Annotated in this window: 15 protein-coding genes; 4 read left to right on the plus strand and 11 right to left on the minus strand. The window is 73.4% G+C overall.

The window, feature by feature from the left end; all coding sequences use genetic code 11:
• From ACFW47_RS11880 to ACFW47_RS11915, 8 genes are all read right to left on the minus strand, one after another.
• The coding region (locus ACFW47_RS11880) for an adenosylhomocysteinase (protein WP_386305685.1) at positions 1-486 on the minus strand (486 nt) is incomplete at its 3' end.
• Positions 487-824: 338 nt separating this feature from the next.
• Positions 825-1,805, minus strand: a complete 981-nt coding sequence (locus ACFW47_RS11885; RefSeq protein WP_386288356.1) for a cation diffusion facilitator family transporter — start codon at positions 1,803-1,805, stop codon at positions 825-827.
• A gap of 204 nt (positions 1,806-2,009) precedes the next feature.
• Positions 2,010-3,161, minus strand: a complete 1,152-nt coding sequence (gene manA, locus ACFW47_RS11890; protein WP_386288355.1) for a mannose-6-phosphate isomerase, class I — start codon at positions 3,159-3,161, stop codon at positions 2,010-2,012.
• A gap of 62 nt (positions 3,162-3,223) precedes the next feature.
• Positions 3,224-4,351, minus strand: a complete 1,128-nt coding sequence (locus ACFW47_RS11895; protein ID WP_386288353.1) for an SIS domain-containing protein — start codon at positions 4,349-4,351, stop codon at positions 3,224-3,226.
• A 65-nt stretch (positions 4,352-4,416) separates the two neighbouring features.
• Positions 4,417-4,587, minus strand: a complete 171-nt coding sequence (locus ACFW47_RS11900) for a Trm112 family protein (RefSeq protein ID WP_071828489.1) — start codon at positions 4,585-4,587, stop codon at positions 4,417-4,419.
• Positions 4,588-4,845: 258 nt separating this feature from the next.
• Complete coding sequence (locus ACFW47_RS11905; RefSeq protein ID WP_386288351.1) at positions 4,846-6,210, minus strand: phosphomannomutase/phosphoglucomutase; 1,365 nt, start codon at positions 6,208-6,210, stop codon at positions 4,846-4,848.
• Positions 6,211-6,289: 79 nt separating this feature from the next.
• Positions 6,290-7,906: an L-lactate permease gene (locus tag ACFW47_RS11910; RefSeq protein ID WP_386305928.1), complete on the minus strand. Its 1,617-nt coding sequence runs from the start codon at positions 7,904-7,906 to the stop codon at positions 6,290-6,292.
• A gap of 141 nt (positions 7,907-8,047) precedes the next feature.
• Positions 8,048-8,470 (minus strand): DUF3499 domain-containing protein, encoded by a 423-nt coding sequence (locus ACFW47_RS11915; protein ID WP_386288349.1) that lies wholly within the window; start codon positions 8,468-8,470, stop codon positions 8,048-8,050.
• Between the two features lie 389 nt (positions 8,471-8,859).
• Here ACFW47_RS11915 and ACFW47_RS11920 point away from each other — a divergent pair, with 389 nt between their 5' ends.
• Positions 8,860-9,246: a metallopeptidase family protein gene (locus ACFW47_RS11920; RefSeq protein WP_079187566.1), complete on the plus strand. Its 387-nt coding sequence runs from the start codon at positions 8,860-8,862 to the stop codon at positions 9,244-9,246.
• 88 nt (positions 9,247-9,334) lie between these two features.
• Here the strand turns inward: ACFW47_RS11920 and ACFW47_RS11925 are convergent, their stop codons facing one another.
• The 3 genes from ACFW47_RS11925 to ACFW47_RS11935 all read right to left on the minus strand — a co-directional run bounded on the left by ACFW47_RS11925 (position 9,335) and on the right by ACFW47_RS11935 (position 15,085).
• On the minus strand, positions 9,335-10,870 hold the full coding sequence (locus tag ACFW47_RS11925; RefSeq protein WP_386305687.1) for a DUF5719 family protein: 1,536 nt from the start codon (positions 10,868-10,870) through the stop codon (positions 9,335-9,337).
• The gene (locus tag ACFW47_RS11930; protein WP_386305688.1) at positions 10,867-14,655 is read right to left on the minus strand and encodes a glycosyltransferase; all 3,789 of its coding nucleotides are present in this window, start codon (positions 14,653-14,655) and stop codon (positions 10,867-10,869) included. Before ACFW47_RS11930 ends, ACFW47_RS11925 begins: the two co-directional genes overlap by 4 nt.
• A 166-nt stretch (positions 14,656-14,821) precedes the next feature.
• Positions 14,822-15,085, minus strand: coding sequence for a WhiB family transcriptional regulator (locus ACFW47_RS11935; RefSeq protein ID WP_003975777.1), 264 nt, complete (start codon positions 15,083-15,085; stop codon positions 14,822-14,824).
• A 706-nt stretch (positions 15,086-15,791) separates the two neighbouring features.
• Between ACFW47_RS11935 and ACFW47_RS11940 the strand changes: the two genes are divergently transcribed.
• Genes ACFW47_RS11940 through ACFW47_RS11950 form a run of 3 tightly spaced genes read left to right on the plus strand, consistent with a single transcriptional unit; the run spans position 15,792 to position 18,604 of the window.
• Positions 15,792-16,307 carry a cysteine dioxygenase gene (locus tag ACFW47_RS11940; RefSeq protein WP_386288342.1) on the plus strand — a complete coding sequence of 172 codons (516 nt, stop codon included), beginning with the start codon at positions 15,792-15,794 and terminating at the stop codon, positions 16,305-16,307.
• 33 nt (positions 16,308-16,340) lie between these two features.
• On the plus strand, positions 16,341-17,300 hold the full coding sequence (gene cofD, locus ACFW47_RS11945) for a 2-phospho-L-lactate transferase (protein WP_386288340.1): 960 nt from the start codon (positions 16,341-16,343) through the stop codon (positions 17,298-17,300).
• A complete protein-coding gene (locus ACFW47_RS11950) occupies positions 17,297-18,604 on the plus strand; it encodes a coenzyme F420-0:L-glutamate ligase (RefSeq protein ID WP_386288339.1) in 1,308 nt (435 codons plus the stop codon). Before cofD ends, ACFW47_RS11950 begins: the two co-directional genes overlap by 4 nt.
• The last annotated feature ends 56 nt before the right edge of the window (positions 18,605-18,660 follow it).

Consider the following 18,660-nt stretch of genomic DNA (forward strand, 5'->3'; position numbering starts at 1 on the left):
CTTCTCGTACTCGACGCCCTTGTGGACCAGGAGGGTGGCGTCACCACCGTCGTCCAGGATCATGTTCGGGCCGCCGGTGGGGGTGTTCGGCCAGGACAGGGCCTGCTCCGTGCACCACCAGTACTCCTCCAGGGTCTCGCCCTTCCAGGCGAAGACCGGGACGCCCTGCGGGTTGTCGGGCGTGCCGTTCGGGCCGACGGCGATGGCGGCGGCGGCGTGGTCCTGGGTGGAGAAGATGTTGCAGGACGCCCAGCGGACCTCGGCGCCGAGGGCGACCAGGGTCTCGATGAGCACGGCGGTCTGCACGGTCATGTGCAGGGAGCCGGTGACGCGGGCGCCGGCGAGGGGCTGGGCCTCGGCGTATTCCTTGCGGATCGCCATCAGGCCGGGCATCTCGTGCTCGGCCAGGGTGATCTCCTTGCGGCCGAAGGCGGCCAGGGAGAGATCGGCGACCTTGAAGTCCTGTCGGTTGTCGACAGTCGTCATGCGAGCTGCTCCTCGTGTTGGGTCGAGGGTGGGTACGGCTGACCTGCGCGGCGGCGGACACAGGGGTGCCCAGAATGAGGACACAGGCATGCCCGCGTACGCGCAGCGCAGTCCGTCGGAGGCCCTCTCTCCCTCGGCCGGTCCGCACCTGGACCGCCCGACCGCCATCAGCAGCGACGTCTGGCTCCGTCCCAAGCTACACCGGTGGCGCCCGCCGCCCCCAGTCCGCCTCCGAAGACTTCCGGACGTTCACGAAGCGTGACGGGTCGGCCCCCGGTCGGGACGCCGACGGGCCCGCCGAGTGGATCGGCGGGCCCGGTGGCTCAGGTGGAGCGAGGTCAGTGGGCGGCGGGGGGTGTGCTGGGGCCGCCGGGGGTGGCCTCGCGGTCCGGGCCCTTGGCGGCCTCGGTCTCGCTGTAGATGTCCGGTTCCAGGTAGATGACGCGGGCGATCGGGACGGCCTCGCGGATGCGGGCCTCGGCGGCGTCGATGGCGGAGGCGATCTCGGTGGCCGTGCCGTCGTGGCGGACGGCGATCTTGGCGGCGACGAGCAGTTCCTCGGGGCCGAGGTGGAGCGTGCGCATGTGGATGACGCCGGTGACGGTGTCGCCCGCGACGATCGCGGCCTCGATCTGCTGGACGGCCTCGGTGCCCGCGGCCTCGCCGAGCAGCAGGGACTTGGTCTCGGCGGCCAGGACCAGGGCGATGAGGATGAGCAGCACGCCGATGCACAGGGTGCCGATGCCGTCCCAGACGCCGTCACCGGTGAGCAGGGCCATTCCGACGCCGCCGAGGGCGAGGATCAGGCCGACGAGGGCGCCGAGGTCCTCCAGGAGGACGACCGGCAGCTCCGGGGCCTTGGCGTGGCGGACGAACTCCTTCCAGGACTTCTTCCCGCGCAGGGCGTTGGACTCCTTGATGGCGGTCCGGAAGGAGAAGGCCTCGGCGATGATCGCGAAGACCAGCACGCCCACCGGCCAGTACCAGTGCTCGATCTCGTGCGGGTGCTTGATCTTCTCGTAGCCCTCGTAGAGGGCGAACATGCCGCCGACCGAGAAGAGGACGATGGAGACGAGGAAGGCGTAGATGTAGCGTTCCCGGCCGTAGCCGAAGGGGTGCTGCGGGGTGGCGGCGCGCTGGGCGCGCTTGCCGCCGAGGAGCAGGAGTCCCTGGTTGCCGGAGTCGGCGAGGGAGTGCACGGACTCGGCGAGCATCGACGACGATCCACTGAAGAGGAACGCCACGAATTTCGCTACCGCGATCGAGAGGTTGGCGAGCAGTGCCGCCACGATCGCCTTGGTTCCGCCTGACGCGCTCATGTGTCGCGTTGTCCCTTCGCCTTCACTTGCCCGGTCTGCTTCGTTCGCGTCCGTACGCCGGTGGGGGCGCGGCCGTTGACCGGCTTCGCCCCCTCCTTTGCGGTGCGCCATTGTTGCAGCCCTCGGGGCCCCGACGTGCCGCATGCCCCGTCGGGTGCCTCTCAGTCCGGTGCCGGATGCCTCGCGACGAGGCGTCGGTCGCCGTCAGACGCGCACGGTGGCCCGGAAAAGCGTGCCGTTTCCGGACACTTCGGCCTTCTCGCCGGCCGGGACGAAGACGGAGCGGCCGGGCGTCAGTTCGTGTTCACCCGTCCGTACGGTGCCGGCCGTGCAGAGCAGGATCTGCGGTGCGGGCAGGGTGAGGTCGTGGGCGGCGGCGCCCTCGGGGAGGACGTACCGGGACAGGCGGAACTCGTCGATCGGGGTCTCGTAGACCTCTTCGCCGTCGGGGGACGCCTCCGGGCGCAGGACGCCGGGGTCGCCGGCCTCGAAGCGGACGATGCGCAGGAGTTCGGGGACGTCGACGTGCTTGGGGGTCAGGCCGCAGCGCAGGACGTTGTCGGAGTTGGCCATGATCTCGACGCCGAGGCCGTCGAGGTAGGCGTGCGGGATGCCGGCGCCGAGGTAGAGGGCCTCGCCGGGCTGGAGCCGGACGTGGTTGAGGAGCAGGGCGGCGAGGACGCCGGGGTCGCCCGGGTAGTGGTGGGCGATGTCGGCGTAGGGCGCGTAGGCGCCCCCGAGGCGGTCGCAGGCGGCCGCGGTCTCGGTGACCGTGCGGGACATGTCCTCGGGGTCGGCGGTCAGGATCGCGGTGAGGACCTCGCGCAGGGCGGCGTCCTCGGGGTGGGCGCGCAGCAGGTCGACGTAGGGCTTGAGGGAGTCGATGCCCAGACCGTCGAGGAGGTCGGCGGTCTCGGCGGGCGGACGGAAGCCGCACAGCCCGTCGAACTCGGTGAGGGCGCAGATCAGTTCGGGCTTGTGGTTGGCGTCCTTGTAGTTGCGGTGCGGGGCGTCCAGGGGGACGCCGCGGCCCTCTTCGTCCTCGTAGCCGGCCTTGGCCTGCGACAGGTCGGGGTGGACCTGGAGGGAGAGCGGGGCGCCGGCGGCGAGGAGCTTGAGGAGGAAGGGCAGCCGGGGGCCGAACTTGGCCACGGAGGCGGCGCCCAGTTCCTTCTCGGGGTCGGCGTCGACGACGTCGGCGAGGGTGCCCCGGCCGGTGCGGGAGGGGGCGCCGGGGTGGGCGCCCATCCACATCTCCGCCTGCGGTTCGCCGGTCGGCTCGGTCCCGAGCAGGGCCGGGATCGCGGTGGTGGAACCCCAGGCGTAGGGGCGGACGGTGTTGTCGAGGCGGTCCATGGGCTCTCTCTGCCGGTGCGTGTCCTTGGCGTACTGAGGTGTACGCGGTGGTGCGTACGAGATCAGGCGCCCGAGGCGAGCGCCAGGTAAACGGCGGCGAAATCCGTGATGGCGATCAGTTCGGCGAGGGTCTCCAGCTCGCCGCCCGCCTCGGGTTCCAGTTCGCTGATCGGCGTGTCGTGCCCGAGGGCCAGTTCGCGGGCGCCCGGGGCGGCGGTGAGTCCGCCGATGGGGCGGTCGCGCAGGAGCACCACGCGCGCGTGCAGGGCCGGTGCGTCCTCGACGCGGTCGCGGAAGAAGTCGTCGGGGTCGGCTCCGGCGGCGAGCCGGCCGGCGAGCAGGGCGTTGTGCGCGTCCAGGGCCTCGGGGAGTTCGGCGACGACGGCCGGGGTGCCGGACAGTTCCGCGAGGGCGGCGGCGAAGCGGCGGCCGGCCGGGCCGGCGGAGGTGCCCTCGGTCCAGATGACGGGGAGGGAGTCGGCGACCTCGGCCGCCAGGGTCTTGGCGGGGTTGCTGTAGGTCACGATGGCGGGCCCGCAGCGCTCGGCGATGCGGTCGAGGCGGTCGGCGACCTTTTCGACGGCTTCGGGGGGCGCTTCGAGCAGGCCGGTGCGGTCGAGGAGCGCGAGGAGCGGGGTGAGCAGCGCCCACAGCACGCCGGGGGCGGCGCCGGCGAGGGGTTCGTCGTGGTCGTAGGGCGCGGTCGCCATGGGGATGAACAGGCCGTGCGAGGCGTTCACCGACTCGCTGAGCGGGGAGCGGGCGGGGGCGACGGCGACGACCGTGCAGCCCCGGCGGTAGGCCTGTTCGGAGAGCAGGGCGAGCCCCGGTTCGGTGCCGTCGGGGGTGGCGATCAGCAGGAGGTCGACCGAGCCGGCCCAGCCGGGCAGCTCCCAGCGCAGGGCGCCGGCGGCGGGGGCCACGCCGGTGGGCGGGAGGCGGGTGACGGGGCTTCCGGCGCCTGCCAGGGTGCCGAGGAGGTCGGCGGCGTGGGTGGCGGCGGCGCCGGGGCCGGCGATGAGGACGGCGCGGGGGCGTCCGTCGGGCTTGAGGTTGCCGACGCCTGCCTCGGCGGCGTGCCGGGCGGCGGTGCGTACGCGGGCGCCTGCCTCGGCGGCGCCGCGCAGGAGGCCGCGGCGGTCGGCTTCCGTGAGGCGCTCCGGGGAGTCGAGGAGCGTTTCGTCGAGCATGGCGGCTGTCTCCGATCGCCGGGAGCGTTCTTCGGGTTGCGCGGCGGATGGCGGCCGGCCGTCGGTCACTCGGGGCGGCGGGCCTCGTCGACGAGGAGGACGGGGATGCCGTCGCGCACCGGGTACGCCAGGCCGCAGTCCCGGCCGGTGCAGATCAGCTCGGCGTCCTGCTCCTTGAGGGGGGCGTGGCAGGCCGGGCAGGCGAGGATCTCCAGGAGGCCGGCTTCGAGCGGCATGGGGGTTCCCTTCGGGGGCGGTTGGGTTTTGTGTGGATGTGCTGGTCAGGGTACCGCCGGTGTGGGGGCGGGTGCCTGGGTGCGGGGCGGGTCGGGCGGGCACCGGCGTGGGGCCGGGTGGAGTATGCGGCCCGGCGCTGCGGGGTGCCCGGCGTCGGTGCGGGCCGGGGGCGGGTCGCGCAGCCCGGCGCTGCGGGGTGCCGCTGCGCCCATCCGTGCCGCCCCAGCGGCACGACTGCCCGCAGCTGAGGGGTGGCGTCAGCCGCGGATGATGGTCAGGGCCTCGTCGCGGATCTTCGTCATCGTCGCCTCGTCGCGGGCCTCCGCGTTCAGGCGGAGCAGGGGCTCGGTGTTGGAGGGGCGGACGTTGAACCACCAGTCGGCCGACGACACGGTGAGGCCGTCGAGGTCGTCCAGGGTGACGTCGTCGCGGCCCTCGTAGGCGGCCCTGATCGCGGCGAGGCGGCCGGCCTGGTCGGCGACGGTGGAGTTGATCTCGCCCGAGCCCGCGTAGCGGTCGTACTGGGCGACCAGGGCGGACAGGGTACCCGGCTGGCCGCCGAGGGCGGCGAGGACGTGGAGGGCGGCCAGCATGCCCGTGTCGGCGTTCCAGAAGTCGCGGAAGTAGTAGTGCGCGGAGTGCTCGCCGCCGAAGATGGCGCCGGTCCTGGCCATCTCGGCCTTGATGAAGGAGTGGCCCACGCGTGTGCGTTCGGGCGTGCCGCCGTTCTCCCGCACCACCTCCGGGACGGACCAGGAGGTGATCAGGTTGTGGATGACGGTGCCCTGGCCGCCGTTGCGGGCGAGCTCGCGGGCGGCCACCAGGGCGGTCACGGCGGACGGGGAGACCGGGTCGCCGTTCTGGTCGACGACGAAGCAGCGGTCGGCGTCGCCGTCGAAGGCGAGGCCGAGGTCGGCGCCCTCCTCGCGGACGCGCTTCCGGAGGTCGACGAGGTTGGCCGGGTCGAGCGGGTTGGCCTCGTGGTTGGGGAAGGTGCCGTCCAGCTCGAAGTACATCGGCACGAGGTCGAGGGGCAGGCCGGTGAAGACCGAGGGGACCGTGTGGCCGCCCATGCCGTTGCCCGCGTCGACGACCACCTTCAGGGGGCGGATGGTGGTGAGGTCGACGAGGGAACGCAGGTGGGCCGCGTAGTCGGCGAGGGTGTCGCGGCGGGTGACCGTGCCGGGGCGCGCGGCCGGCTCGGGGGCGCCGGTCTCGCTCCACCGCTCCACGAGCGCGCGGATCTCCGCGAGGCCCGTGTCCTGGCCGACGGGAGCCGCGCCCGCGCGGCACAGCTTGATGCCGTTGTACCTCGCCGGGTTGTGCGAGGCCGTGAACATGGCGCCCGGCAGGTTCAGCGCGCCGGACGCGTAGTAGAGCTGGTCGGTGGAGCACAGGCCGATCTCCGTGACGTCGGCGCCACGGGCCGCCGCGCCGCGCGCGAAGGCGCCGGACAGGCCCGGGGACGAGGGCCGCATGTCGTGGCCGACCACGATGGCGCTCGCGCCGGTCAGCTCGACGAAGGCCGCGCCGAACAGCTCGGCCAGCGACTCGTCCCACTGGTCCGGGACCACACCACGTACGTCGTACGCCTTCACGATCTGCGACAGATCAGCAGCCACGGCCAACCTTCCTGAAAGTCCTGTCGGAGCCCACAAACTACCCGCAACCGCCGGCCGGGCGCCGTGGGGTGCTGGAAGGTCAGGGCAGCATCCAGCCCAGGACCGGCGTGGACTGCCCGACCACGATCAGGCACATCACCAGCAGCAGGCCCAGGCTCCAGGGCAGCACCTTGCGCAGCAGGTCCCCCTCGCGGCCCGCGAGACCGACGGCCGCGCAGGCGATCGTGAGGTTCTGCGGGGAGATCATCTTGCCGAGCACGCCGCCCGAACTGTTCGCGGCGGCGAGCAGCTCCGGCGACAGACCCGACTCCCGCGCGGCGGTCACCTGGAGGGCGCCGAAGAGCGCGTTGGCGGAGGTGTCGGAGCCGGAGACGGCGACGCCGAACCAGCCCAGCACCGGCGACAGGAAGGCGAGGCCGGCCCCGGCCGCCGCGACGAAGTGGCCGATGGTCGCGGCCTGCCCGGAGAGGTTCATGACATGGGCCAGGGCGAGGACGGAGGTCACGGTGAGGATCGCGAACCGCAGCTCGTGCACCGTCGCGAGCCACTCCTTGGCCGCCACGCGCGCGTGCACGCCGAGGACGGCGGCCGTCGCGAGACCGGCGAGCAGCACGAGCGTGCCGCCGGTGGACACGATCGGCAGCGAGAAGACGTTGCCGCCGACGGGGTTTCCCTCCGGGCCGGTGACGTCCAGGAACGGCCAGTCGTACGTCTGGGTCGCCCGCGCCAGCCAGTCCTTGACCGCCGGGATCTGCGCGACGGAGAAGACGCCGACGATCAGCGCGTAGGGCGCGTAGGCCCGTACCACCTCGCGGCGCGGGTCCCGCTCGTCCAGTTCCTCGCTGCGTACGCCGGTGAGGACGGCGGTGCGTACGGGCTCGGCGGCGGGCCTGCGGGCCTGAGGCGCCGCGACCAGGGCGCCGGCGCCGAGGAGGGCGGCGCCGATGTCGGCGAGCTGGGGGGAGACGTAGTTGGAGGCGACGAACTGGGCGACGGCGAAGGCGACGCCGCAGGCCAGCGCGGGCACCCAGGTCTCGCGCAGCCCGCGCCGCCCGTCCACCAGGGCGACCAGCAGCAGCGGCACGACGAGGGCCAGCAGGGGCGTCTGGCGGCCCACCACGGAGGCGACGTCCTCCAGCGGCAGCCCGGTGACCTGGGCCAGCGTGACCACGGGGGTGCCCATCGCGCCGAAGGCGACCGGGGCGGTGTTGGCGACGAGCGAGACGACGGCGGCGCGCACCGGGTCGAAGCCGAGCGCGACGAGCATGACCGAGCAGATCGCGACGGGCGCTCCGAACCCCGCGAGGGCCTCCAGCAGCGCGCCGAAGCAGAAGGCGACGACCAGGGCCTGGATGCGCGGGTCGTCGGACAGCCGTCCGAAGGAGCGGCGGAGGATGTCGAAGTGCCGGGTGCGGACGGTCATGCGGTACACCCACAGGGCGTTCACGACGATCCACAGGATGGGGAAGAGCCCGAACACGGCGCCCTGTACGGCGCTGGAGGCCGTCTGGTCCAGTGGCATGCCGTAGGCGAGCCAGGCGACGAGTACGGCCGCCAGGAGGCCGGTGAGGCCCGCCAGGTGCGCCTTCATGCGGACGCCGCCCAGCAGGACGAGGACGATCACCAGGGGCAGGGCCGCCACCAGCGCGGACAGGCCGAGCGAACCGGCGACGGGTTCCAGTTCCTGGACGTACACGGGCGCCACCCCGGATTCCGCCATGCGAAAGCGGTTTCTCGCGACTTCCGGAATGGTCGTGTCCGCGACAAGGTGACGTCAATGGGTGTGCGGTAAACGGATCTGCAGCAACGGTTCGCCGCGGAAGGGACTGGAGTGGCGTCAGTTGTCCGGCGAGCGCAGCACGCGCAGGTGGCCGCGGCGCGCGACCTCCATCGGGTCGGCCGCGCGGGAACCGCCGCCGGCCTCCGCCGCCCGCTCCTGGGGGCGGGCCGCCTCGCGCACCGCGTTGGCGAGCGCTTCCAGGTCGTCGCCGCTGGGACGGGCCGGGGCCGAGCCGTCGAGGAGACGGACGACCTCCCACCCGCGCGGGGCGGTGAGGCGCTCGGAGTGCTCGGCGCACAGGTCGTAGCAGTGGGGTTCGGCGTAGGTGGCGAGCGGGCCGAGGACCGCGGTCGAGTCGGCGTAGACGTACGTCAGCGTCGCGACGGCGGGACGGCCGCAGGCGGTGCGCGAACAGCGACGTACAGGGCTCACGATGTTGGACGGTACCGCACTCTTGAGCGGGCCGCGACGACTCTCCACCAGGTCACACCACCGTGTCGTGGTGTGAAACGGGACACACCGCCCTTCGGATGTCCCTCATTGACCTGCGGGGACGACCTGGTCCGGGATCCCGGACGGGTCGGTGAGCGGTCAGGAAACGAGGCGAACGGGACATTTGCCTTGAGATTGGCGGTCGCCGAGAGATACCGAATTGAGCCCAAGCTTGGCTGGAATGGTCATTCGGCGACATGCGGACGGGAAGACCGCGCGGAGGGCGGGCGGCGGGCTGCGGCGCTGCCCCGGTGTGCGTGTGCGGTCCGGCGCGCGGAACCGGCGGGGACTACCCTTCACCAGTGATGGACAACCCCGTGACGCCCCGTGACGCCCGCCGACCAGGGCCCCGCAGCCGTGATCGCCACGGCCGGGGCATGCGCGGCCCGATCGCGCCCCCTCAGGTACCGCTCGCCGCGAGCCGCGGCGAGGTGTTCGCGGACCTCGTGCAGGACTCCGTGGAACGCCTGGAACGGCGGTGGCCGCAGCTCGCCGACATCGATTTCCTCGTCCTCGACGTGCCGCGACTGGACGGCGGCGGGGCCGGGGAGGCGTGGAGCGACGAGGCCGTGCCGCTCGGCGGGACGGTGCCCTCGCGGGACGGGCGGCGGGGGCGGGTGGTCGTGTACCGGCGGCCGGTCGAGATCCGGACCAAGGGGCGGGACGAGCGGGCGGCGCTGGTGCACGAGGTCGTCGTGGAGCAGGTGGCGGAGCTGCTGGGGCTGACGCCGGAGACGGTGGATCCCCGGTACGGGGAGGATTGAGCGGAAGCCGCGCCGCGGGCGGGCGGGGCCGGGTGCGGTGGGCCGGCGTTGCGCGGTGCCGCCCACAGCCGGGACGGGGCGGGGCGGGTCACTGCTGCAGGACTCTCAAGTCCTCCTCCGCCTTCGGCACCGGGACCATGCCCCGGTCGTCCGGAAGGGTCTGGACCGTGAAGGACGCCACGTCGTCGTCCTCGCCGGTCAGGGTGCGTGAGGCGTACGCCGGGCCGCCCGAGACCGTCTCGACGGTCAGGGCGTAGGCGCCCTCGAGACCGGCCGGGACCGGCGCCTCGACGTTCTGGGTCGTGCCGCCCTTGATCGTGAACGTCTTGCTCGCCGTCGTGCCGCCCTCGGTGCCCGCCGATGCCGTGACCTTGACCTTCGCGGCCTGTTCCGGCGCGGTGATGGACAGTGTCGTGCTCTTGGCGCGGTTGTCCGCGGCCGTCGCGCGTGCCCCGACCGGGTCGGAGGCCGGGATGAACGCCGACTCCTGCTCGCCGCCCTCGCCCCGCACGACCCGGACCGCGGCCACGACCGGCACGGACCCGCTCGTCGGCGTCAGGACCAGCGAACCGGCCTCGCCGCGCGTGACCTCGCCGAGGTCGACGCCGGTCGTCATGCCCGCCTTGACGTGCACGGTCTCGTGCCCGGCGGGCGTGATCGTCCCGGACGGCGAGGCGAGCCGCACCTTCAGGTCCGCGTCGCTGCCACCGGGAGTGAACAGCACCAGGCGGACGGCTGTGGCGTCCTTGGGGATGCCCGGCAGCACCAACTCGCCCGCCGGGTCCGCGGCGGCGGTCAGCCAGTCGCCGCCGGTCTTGTCGTCCAGGGCCTGCACCGCGGCCCCGAGCCGGCCGCTGCGCACGCCGACGTGCACGGTCACGTCGGTCTGCTCCTCGTCACTGAGCGTGGACAGCAGGAGGGACTCGCTGGAGTTCGGCGGAACGGTGATGCCCTCCCCCACCGTGGACTTCAGGGCGCCGTCCTTGCCGTACAGCTCGATGTCGACGACGGCCGCGGAGTCGTCGGGGTTGGTGAGGTGCACGTAGTCGGTACGGCCGGCCGCCGTGCTGGCGCCCGGGAACCAGAACTCCGTGTCCGGCGCCGTGCAGTTGAGGCCCAGCAGTCCGCGGCCCGTCCCGGCGGCGACCTCGGTGGTCTGCTGAACGGTCCAGCCGGGGGCGTGACTTCCCTCGGCGGTGCCGATCAGCGCGGGCGTGTCGGCACCGGAGGCCTTGCCGGCGGCGGGCGTGCCGGGTTCCTCGGGCTGCACGACGGGCTTGTCCGCCTTGCCCCCCGGCTTCTCGCCCTTGTCCTCCTTGCCCTCCTTCTCCTCCCCGGTGTTGTCTTCCTTCTCGTCCTCCGACTCGGCCGTCGCCGCCTCGAGCGCGGCCGTGCCCTTCTCGTCGGCGCCCTTGGTGACGGGCGTGAAGGAGGTGTACGACGTCTCGGCGAGGTCGGAGTTGCTGGGCGCCGGGCAGAGCAGGCTGGTGCGCTCCACGGGCAGTACGGCGGCCGGCCCGGCGGTGTCCGCGCCGGTGTCGTCCGGTGCGGAGACGGCCGCGAACCCGGTGACGGCGGTGAGCGCCGCGGCGCCCGCGAACAGGGACAGGGTGGTGCGCTTCACTGCTGGCTCCCGTCGGGACGCTCATTGCCGGTGCCGTGGGGGTGGTGGGGCTGGGAGGGGTCGTACGGCGTGTCGTATCCGCCCTGGCCGTATGCCTGGCCGTAGGCGGGGTCGTACGCGCCGGCCTGGGACGGGCCGGAGGGATCGCCGTAGGCGTACGGGTCGTACTGCCCCGCCGCGAACCCGCCGCCCTGGCCGCCCGTGCCACCGGGACCGCCCTGACCGCTCGGGTAGGCGTCCGCCTGGTAGGGGTCCCCTTGGTACGCCTGCCGTCCGTAGACGCCCGCGTCGTACTGCTCCTGGGCGCTCGGGTGTCGCCCGCCGCCGTACGCGCCGTAGGAGCCGTACTCGGCCGGGGCGTACGCCGCCTGGTCCCAGTCGCCGTAGTTCTGCTGCTGCGGAACGGGCACCGGGGCCTCGACGGGCGGCACGGCCCCGTCACCGTCCGCCGCATCGGCCGCCGTCTCCGCCTCCGCCTGGGCCCGCAGCCGCCGGGCCCGGCGCCCCTCGCCCTCGACGGCCTGGGCCGGGACGAGCGGCTCGTCGGGCAGGTCGTCGTCGACGTCACGGCGCCTGCCGGGCAGGGCGAGGACGACCAGGACGACGGCGAGGAGGCCCTGGGCCCACAACCAGAGGGTGTGGGTGAGGGGACCGTCGTAGGTGACGTCCAGCTTCCCCCCGGAGCCGGGGAGTTCGAAGCCCTGGGCCCAGCCGTCGACCGTGGTGCGGGTGAGCGGCTTGCCGTCCAGGGTGGCCGTCCAGCCGTCTGCGGCGGTGTCGGCGAGGCGCAGCACGCGGCCCTCGGGGCCGGACGGGACCTCGGTGTGGATCTCGACGGGGCCGGCCGCGACGGGCTGCGGCTCACCGGCACCGGCACGGTTACCGTCGCCGGAGCCGTCCTCGGTGCCCGCGCCGGAGACGATGGTCGCGCGCGCCACCTCTTGGTCCACCCGCCACAGCCCGCTGCCGTCCTGCTGGCTGAGCCGGCTCAGGCCGGGCGTGGCGTCCAGGACTCGGGTGACCTCGCGGGGCGCGCCCTTGTGGACGAGGACGTAGCGCACGGCGAAGCCGCCGAGCTGGTCGGCCTGGTCGGCGCCGGAACCGGCCACCAGGTTGGCGACGACCTTGTCGAGGCGGCTGTTCCCGCCGTCACCGGCGGCCACTTCGCCGTCGCCGAGGCGGGCACCGGAGCCGCGGACCAGCATGTAGCTCACGTGGGCCGCGGAGTCGCTGTCGAGGACGAGGGTGCGGGCCTGGTCTCGGGTGCGGCTCTCCTCGGCGACGAACGCCGGCACCTGGGTGGGGTCGCGGCGCTCCAGGGGGCCGTCGGCGCCCCCGATCATCCAGCCGGCGGCGGCGATCAGCGGGCCGACGGCCGAGGCGAGGGCGATCAGCGCGGCGACCGGCTGGCGCCAGCCGAAGCTCTGCTCCGCCACGCGGAAGCGGGCCCCGTCGGCGCCCAGTGCCGCGGCGGTCAGGAGGGCGATGCCGTAGACGAGGGTGGCGGGGCCGGCCCAGGCGGAGCGGTTGGACAAGACCGCGAAGACCAGGGCGACCAGGGCGACGGCCCAGGCGGTGCGGATGGCCGGCTGCCGCTCCGAGCGCAGCAGGGCGGCGAGCGCGGCCAGCACGATGCCGATGAGGACCAGCCCGCCGACCGTGCCGGGGCCGCCGGGGCTCGCGCCGAGCAGGTCGAGGGCGGAGGCGGCCGAGGCGCCGTACTCGAGCCCCGCCTCGTCGAAGAAGCCGAACGGCAGCAGCGACAGGGACCAGGGGGCGAGGAGCAGCAGGGGGGTGCCGAGCTGGGCCAGGAAGCGCGGCCCGTACGCCGTGATGTCGCCGCGGCGCAGCACCAGGACGCCGGCTCCGAGGAGCAGCGCGATGGGCCACACGACGGGCGTGAAGGCGGTGGTGATCGTCAGCAGCAGGGCGTACGCCCAGGTGGCGCGCCAGCTTCCGCGGGTACCGGAGGAGCCCGTCAGTCCGGCCGCGGCGGCGCCCGCGCGGGCGATGAGCGGGAGCAGCACGGCGAGGACGGCGGTGCCGACGCGGCCGCCGGCCAGGGCGCCGGTGGCGGCGGGCAGGAAGGCGTAGGCGACGGCCGCCCACGCGCGCAGCAGCCGGGAGGGCACCAGCGGGCGGGAGGCGAAGTACGCGGTGGCGCCGGCCAGGGGCACGGAGCAGACCAGCAGCAGGGTGACCGCGAGGCCGGCCGAGCCGAGCAGCAGGGAGGCGAGCGTGGCGACGATCGCGAGGTAGGGCGGCGCGGAGGCGGTGCCGCCGGTGCCCACGGTGTGCCAGGCGTCCGCGTACCGCGACCACAGCTCGCCGGCGCCTGCCGGGGCGGGCAGCAGGGCGCCGCCCGCCAGTGCGCCGCCGCCGAACAGGGCGCGGCAGGCGGCCAGGGAGACGAACAGCAGGATCAGGAAGAGCACCGGGCCGGGCTTGCGGGCGATGCGCTTGAGGCGGGAGAACTGCTCGACCTCGAGGAAGTCGGCGTCGTCGCCGCCGGGGCCGGACTCGATGGCGCCGCCGTGCCGTCCGGCGCCCGCGGCCGCCTCGGCGTCGGAGGCGCCCACGAGGTTGCCGGCGACCTGTTCGACGGTGACGCGGATGGTCGCGCCGGGCGGCGGGAAGAGGGGGCGCAGTTCGTCCTTCTCGACCTGCGGGCGGCCGCGTTCGCGCCGTCCGGCGAGGATGCGCTCGGGTCGCAGCAGGACGCCGAGCAGGCCGCGGATCTCGTCGAGCGCCTGGCCGGGGACCTTGCCGACGAGGTAGGCGAGGGTGCGCAGCAGGGTGCCGAGGACGAGGCGCAGCAGCACCCAGGGCAGGGCGGCGGTGCGGGTGTTGACGAGAAGGGTGTGGACGGCGCCCGCCTTGTCCACCTTGTGCGGGGAGGCGGTGGTGCGGCCCGCGCAGTCGACGGTGCGGCGCTCGCGGGAGGCCGCCTCGGCGTGGCGTACGACCGCCTCGGGGGCGACGAGGACGCGGAGTCCGGCGGCGTTGGCACGCCAGCACAGGTCGACGTCGTCGCGCATCAGAGGCAGCCGGCGGTCGAACCCGCCGAGCCGTTCGAAGACGTCACGCCGGATCAGCATGCCCGCGGACGACACCGACAGGACGGACCGCACGTGGTCGTGCTGGCCCTGGTCCTGCTCGCGGCGGTCCAGGCCGGTCCAGCGGCGGCCGGAGTTGGCGATGGAGACGCCGACCTCCAGCAGCTGCCTGCGGTCGTACCAGCCGCGGAGCTTGGGGCCGACGACGGCGACGTCGTCGCGGCCGAGTTCGTACTCGTTGTCCACGACGCGCAGCAGCTGGGCCAGGGCGTCCGGTTCGGGGGCGCAGTCGTCGTGCAGCAGCCACAGCCACTGGACCGGTTCTCCGTGGGGAAGCTCCGGCATGTCGTAGGCGTCGTCGCGCCACGTGCGGGTGACGGGGTCCCAGCCGCTCGGCCGCTTCAGGTACGGCAGGTCCTCCGGGGTGAGGACGGGCGCGATGCGGGCGGCCTCCTCGACGGCCTGGCCGAAGCCGGTGCGCCGGGCGAGGTGGAGCACGTGGCCGTCGCCGAGGGCTTCGGTGACCAGCCGGGCGGAGTCGTCGGCGCTGCCGGTGTCGGCGGCGACGGCGTACTGGACGGGGCGCTCCTGGCCGAGCAGCCCGGTGAGCGCGTCGGGCAGCCAGCGGGCTCCGTCGTGGGCGACGAGGACCGCGGTCACGACGTGACGCGGGAACTCAGGTGTGGCAGCGAGGTCTTGCTGGGCTGCCGTGTGGCTGTGCACGGACATCGAGGTACGGGCCCCGGTTCGGTGGACTGCGGTGGACGCCCGTGCCTGTTGGGCGTGGCGGGGCGTCTCGGACGAGCGCCCACACTATCGGCTGGGCCGAACGACGGCCCGCCGCCTGTGGACAACCCACCCGAGGGGGGCCGTCACCGCAGTTCCCGTCGTCGTGTCAGACGGCGGCCTTCTTCAGCCGGCGGCGCTCGCGCTCGCTGAGGCCGCCCCAGATACCGAAACGCTCGTCGTTGGCAAGGGCGTACTCGAGGCACTCGGAGCGGACCTCACAGGCGAGGCAGACCTTCTTGGCCTCCCTGGTGGAGCCGCCCTTCTCGGGGAAGAAGGACTCGGGGTCGGTCTGGGCGCACAGTGCGCGCTCCTGCCAGCCGAGCTCCTCGTCCGCGTCGTCGACCAGCAGTTGCTGCACCAGCTCGGTCATGTGCGCCCCTCGTCTGTCTTTCGCGTCCCCGTGATCCAGCCGTTATCGATTCCGGCTGAACGACACGAGTGAAATTACAAGTGTGCTGCTCCGGGCGAGTCAAGCCGGGATCTGCTATTGGGCCCCTTATTCACTCTGCGGAACCAAGGCCATGCGGAAAGTGTTCAAATCGCCATAAACCTTGACATCCCAACGAGGCCCACCGGGGCACCCGCCCCGCGCAGAGTCCGCACCAGGAAGGACGCCCGGGCGTTCGATCCCGTTCCGATACACACGCCGAAGCGAAGCTGATCACATTCGGATCACAGGATCGCAACGGGGGTTGTGCGCCCGGCTTGTGCGCCATGTGTCCTGGAAGCCGCCTGAGCAAACCTTTCATCTGCCAGATGAACCGGATGAGGTGAAACATGTCCCACATAACGGGCATCGAGTTGACAGTGCCGGTGTGAGCCGCTGTCCTTGTGGGCATGCTCGCGAACTTGGCGCTCACCCCGACCCGCACCGCCGGGTCACACGGTGCTGCCCACGTTCGCCGTAGCTGTTGTTGCTGTTCCGGCTGTTGAGCCCTACCGCGCTCCGGCCGTTTCCCGGGTCCACGCGACCCGTGCCTGTCTCTCCCCGCCCCACCAGGGCGCACTGAGCGATCCCGCGACTTTCCCTTCTCCTGTTCTCCTCCTGACTCTCCCGCCGAGGACTCACCCCACCCATGAACAGCGACAGCGACCTCCAGATCGCCGGCGACATCCTCGAAGTCCCCCACCTCCTCCAGGCGCCGCGCGAGCACCCGGCCACCGTCGCCGAGTTCACCGGCCTGGTCCGCTCCCTGGCCGCCGACCGGTCCGCGTGGCAGGACCTCGTCCGGTACGACGCGACGACGCGCTGGTACCACCGGCTGCGCACCGGCCCCGGTTACGAGGTCTGGCTTCTGTCCTGGCTGCCCGGCCAGGGCAGCGGGCGCCACGACCACGGCCCTTCCTCCGGCGTGTGGACCGTCCTGGAGGGCGCCCTCACCGAGCACACGGAACGCGGCACGCGCGCGTTGCGGCCGGGGACGCAGAAGGTCTTCGCCCCGGGACACGTGCACGAGGTGGTCAACGACGCGCTGGAGCCGGCCGTCAGCCTGCACGTCTACTTCCCGGGCCTGACCGAGATGCCCATGCACTCCCCGCAGTGCTCGGCCACCGCGCGGAACACGGACACGGGCGCGGTGACGACTGCCTGACGCACTGTCGTACCCGCCTGCAAGACTGGGGCCATGCGCATTGTGGTTCTGGCAGGCGGCATCGGCGGTGCCCGGTTCCTGCGTGGTCTGAAGCAGGCCGCGCCGGACGCGGACATCACGGTCATCGGCAACACCGGGGACGACATCCACCTGTTCGGGCTGAAGGTCTGCCCGGACCTCGACACGGTGATGTACACGCTCGGCGGCGGCATCAACGAGGAGCAGGGCTGGGGGCGGTCCGACGAGACCTTCCACCTGAAGGAGGAGCTCGCGGCGTACGGTGCCGGCCCCGAGTGGTTCGGCCTGGGCGACCGCGACTTCGCCACGCACATCGTGCGGACCCAGATGATCACCGCCGGGTTCCCGCTGAGCGCGGTGACCGAGGCCCTGTGCGACCGCTGGAAGCCCGGCGTACGCCTGATCCCGATGACCGACGACCGCGTGGAGACCCACGTCGCGGTCGAACTGGACGGCGAACGCAAGGCGGTCCACTTCCAGGAGTACTGGGTACGGCTGCGGGCCTCCGTCCCCGCCGAGGCGGTCGTCCCCGTCGGCGCCGAGCAGTCGAAGCCGGCCCCCGGCGTGCTGGAGGCCATCGCGGAGGCGGACGTCATCCTCTTCCCGCCCTCCAACCCGGTCGTCTCGGTCGGCACGATCCTCGCCGTGCCCGGCATCCGGGAGGCGATCGCCGACGCCGGGGTGCCGGTGGTGGGCCTCTCCCCGATCGTCGGGGACGCGCCCGTGCGCGGGATGGCCGACAAGGTCCTCGCCGCGGTCGGCGTGGAGTCCACCGCCGCGGCGGTCGCCGAGCACTACGGCTCGGGGCTGCTCGACGGCTGGCTCGTCGACACGGTCGACGCGGAGTCCGTCACACGCGTGAAGGCGGCCGGCATCCTGTGCCGCGCCGTGCCGCTGATGATGACCGACCTCGACGCGACCGCGCAGATGGCACGGGAGGCCCTGACGCTGGCGGAGGAGGTGCGCGAGGCATGATCGACGACGCTCCCGGCTACCGGGTGTGGGCCGTCCCCGGCCTGCCCGAGGTGGCGCCCGGCGACGACCTGGCCAAGCTGATCGCGGCGGCCGAGCCCGCCCTCGCCGACGGGGACGTGCTGCTCGTCACCTCCAAGATCGTCTCGAAGGCCGAGGGCCGGATCGTCCGGGCCGCCGACCGGGAGGCCGCGATCGACGCGGAGACGGTACGGGTGGTGGCCCGGCGCGGCACGCTGCGCATCGTGGAGAACCGCCAGGGTCTGGTCATGGCCGCGGCCGGGGTGGACGCCTCCAACACCGCCTCCGGCACGGTCCTGCTGCTCCCCGAGGACCCCGACGCCTCCGCCCGCACCCTGCGCGAGGGCCTGCGCGCCGCACTCGGCGTCGACGTCGGCGTGATCGTCACGGACACCTTCGGCCGCCCCTGGCGGTCCGGCCTCACGGACATGGCCATCGGCGCCGCGGGCGTCCGCGTCCTGGACGACCTGCGCGGCGGCACCGACACGCACGGCAATCCGCTCAGCGCCACGATCGTCGCCACCGCCGACGAACTCGCCGCCGCGGGCGACCTGGTCAAGGGCAAGGCCGCGGGTCTGCCGGTCGCCGTCGTGCGCGGCCTCCCGCACGCGGTCTGCGAGGAGGACGGGGAGGGCGCCCGCGCGCTGGTCCGCGGGGCACACGGCGACATGTTCCGGCTGGGCACCTCCGAGGCGGTCCGGCAGGCGGTCACCCAGCGCCGTACCGTACGGGCCTTCACCGACGAGCCCGTCGACCCCGGCGCCGTGCGCCGCGCGGTGGCGGCGGCGGTGACGGCACCGGCCCCGCACCACACGACGCCGTGGCGTTTCGTACTCCTGGAGTCCGAGGACTCCCGCACCCGCCTGCTGGACGCGATGCGCGACGCCTGGGTCGCGGACCTGCGCCGGGACGGCAAGACCGAGGAATCCATCACCAAGCGGATCCGGCGCGGCGACGTCCTGCGCGACGCCCCGTACCTCGTCGTCCCCTGCCTGGTCATGGACGGTTCGCACACCTACGGGGACGAGCGGCGCGACGGGGCCGAGCGGGAGATGTTCGTGGTCGCCGCCGGCGCGGGCGTGCAGAACCTGCTGGTCGCGCTCGCCGGGGAGCGGCTGGGTTCGGCCTGGGTGTCCTCGACGATGTTCTGCAGAAGTGTCGTACGGGAGGTACTGGGACTGCCGGACGACTGGGACCCGATGGGCGCGGTCGCCGTCGGTCACCCGGCGGAGGAACCCCGGCCCCGGCCGGAGCGGGAGGCCGGGGCGTTCATCGAGGTCCGGTGAGCTGTCCGGGCGAGCCTCTACCCTCGTAGAAGCTTCTCCTTCCCCTCGTCCCAAGG

Origin of the sequence: Streptomyces sp. NPDC058796, assembly GCF_042745235.1 — a bacterium.
Taxonomy (GTDB): Bacteria; Actinomycetota; Actinomycetes; order Streptomycetales; family Streptomycetaceae; genus Streptomyces.

What these genes read in the sequence shown, in the direction of transcription:
- ACFW47_RS11885 (WP_386288356.1), bottom strand. Translation starts at nt 1,805, where the DNA reads ATGAGCGCGTCAGGCGGAACCAAGGCGATCGTGGCGGCACTGCTCGCC.
- manA (WP_386288355.1), bottom strand. Translation starts at nt 3,161, where the DNA reads ATGGACCGCCTCGACAACACCGTCCGCCCCTACGCCTGGGGTTCCACC.
- ACFW47_RS11895 (WP_386288353.1), bottom strand. Translation starts at nt 4,351, where the DNA reads ATGCTCGACGAAACGCTCCTCGACTCCCCGGAGCGCCTCACGGAAGCC.
- ACFW47_RS11900 (WP_071828489.1), bottom strand. Translation starts at nt 4,587, where the DNA reads ATGCCGCTCGAAGCCGGCCTCCTGGAGATCCTCGCCTGCCCGGCCTGC.
- ACFW47_RS11920 (WP_079187566.1), top strand. Translation starts at nt 8,860, where the DNA reads ATGCGCGGCCCGATCGCGCCCCCTCAGGTACCGCTCGCCGCGAGCCGC.
- ACFW47_RS11930 (WP_386305688.1), bottom strand. Translation starts at nt 14,655, where the DNA reads ATGTCCGTGCACAGCCACACGGCAGCCCAGCAAGACCTCGCTGCCACA.
- ACFW47_RS11935 (WP_003975777.1), bottom strand. Translation starts at nt 15,085, where the DNA reads ATGACCGAGCTGGTGCAGCAACTGCTGGTCGACGACGCGGACGAGGAG.
- ACFW47_RS11940 (WP_386288342.1), top strand. Translation starts at nt 15,792, where the DNA reads ATGAACAGCGACAGCGACCTCCAGATCGCCGGCGACATCCTCGAAGTC.
- cofD (WP_386288340.1), top strand. Translation starts at nt 16,341, where the DNA reads ATGCGCATTGTGGTTCTGGCAGGCGGCATCGGCGGTGCCCGGTTCCTG.
- ACFW47_RS11950 (WP_386288339.1), top strand. Translation starts at nt 17,297, where the DNA reads ATGATCGACGACGCTCCCGGCTACCGGGTGTGGGCCGTCCCCGGCCTG.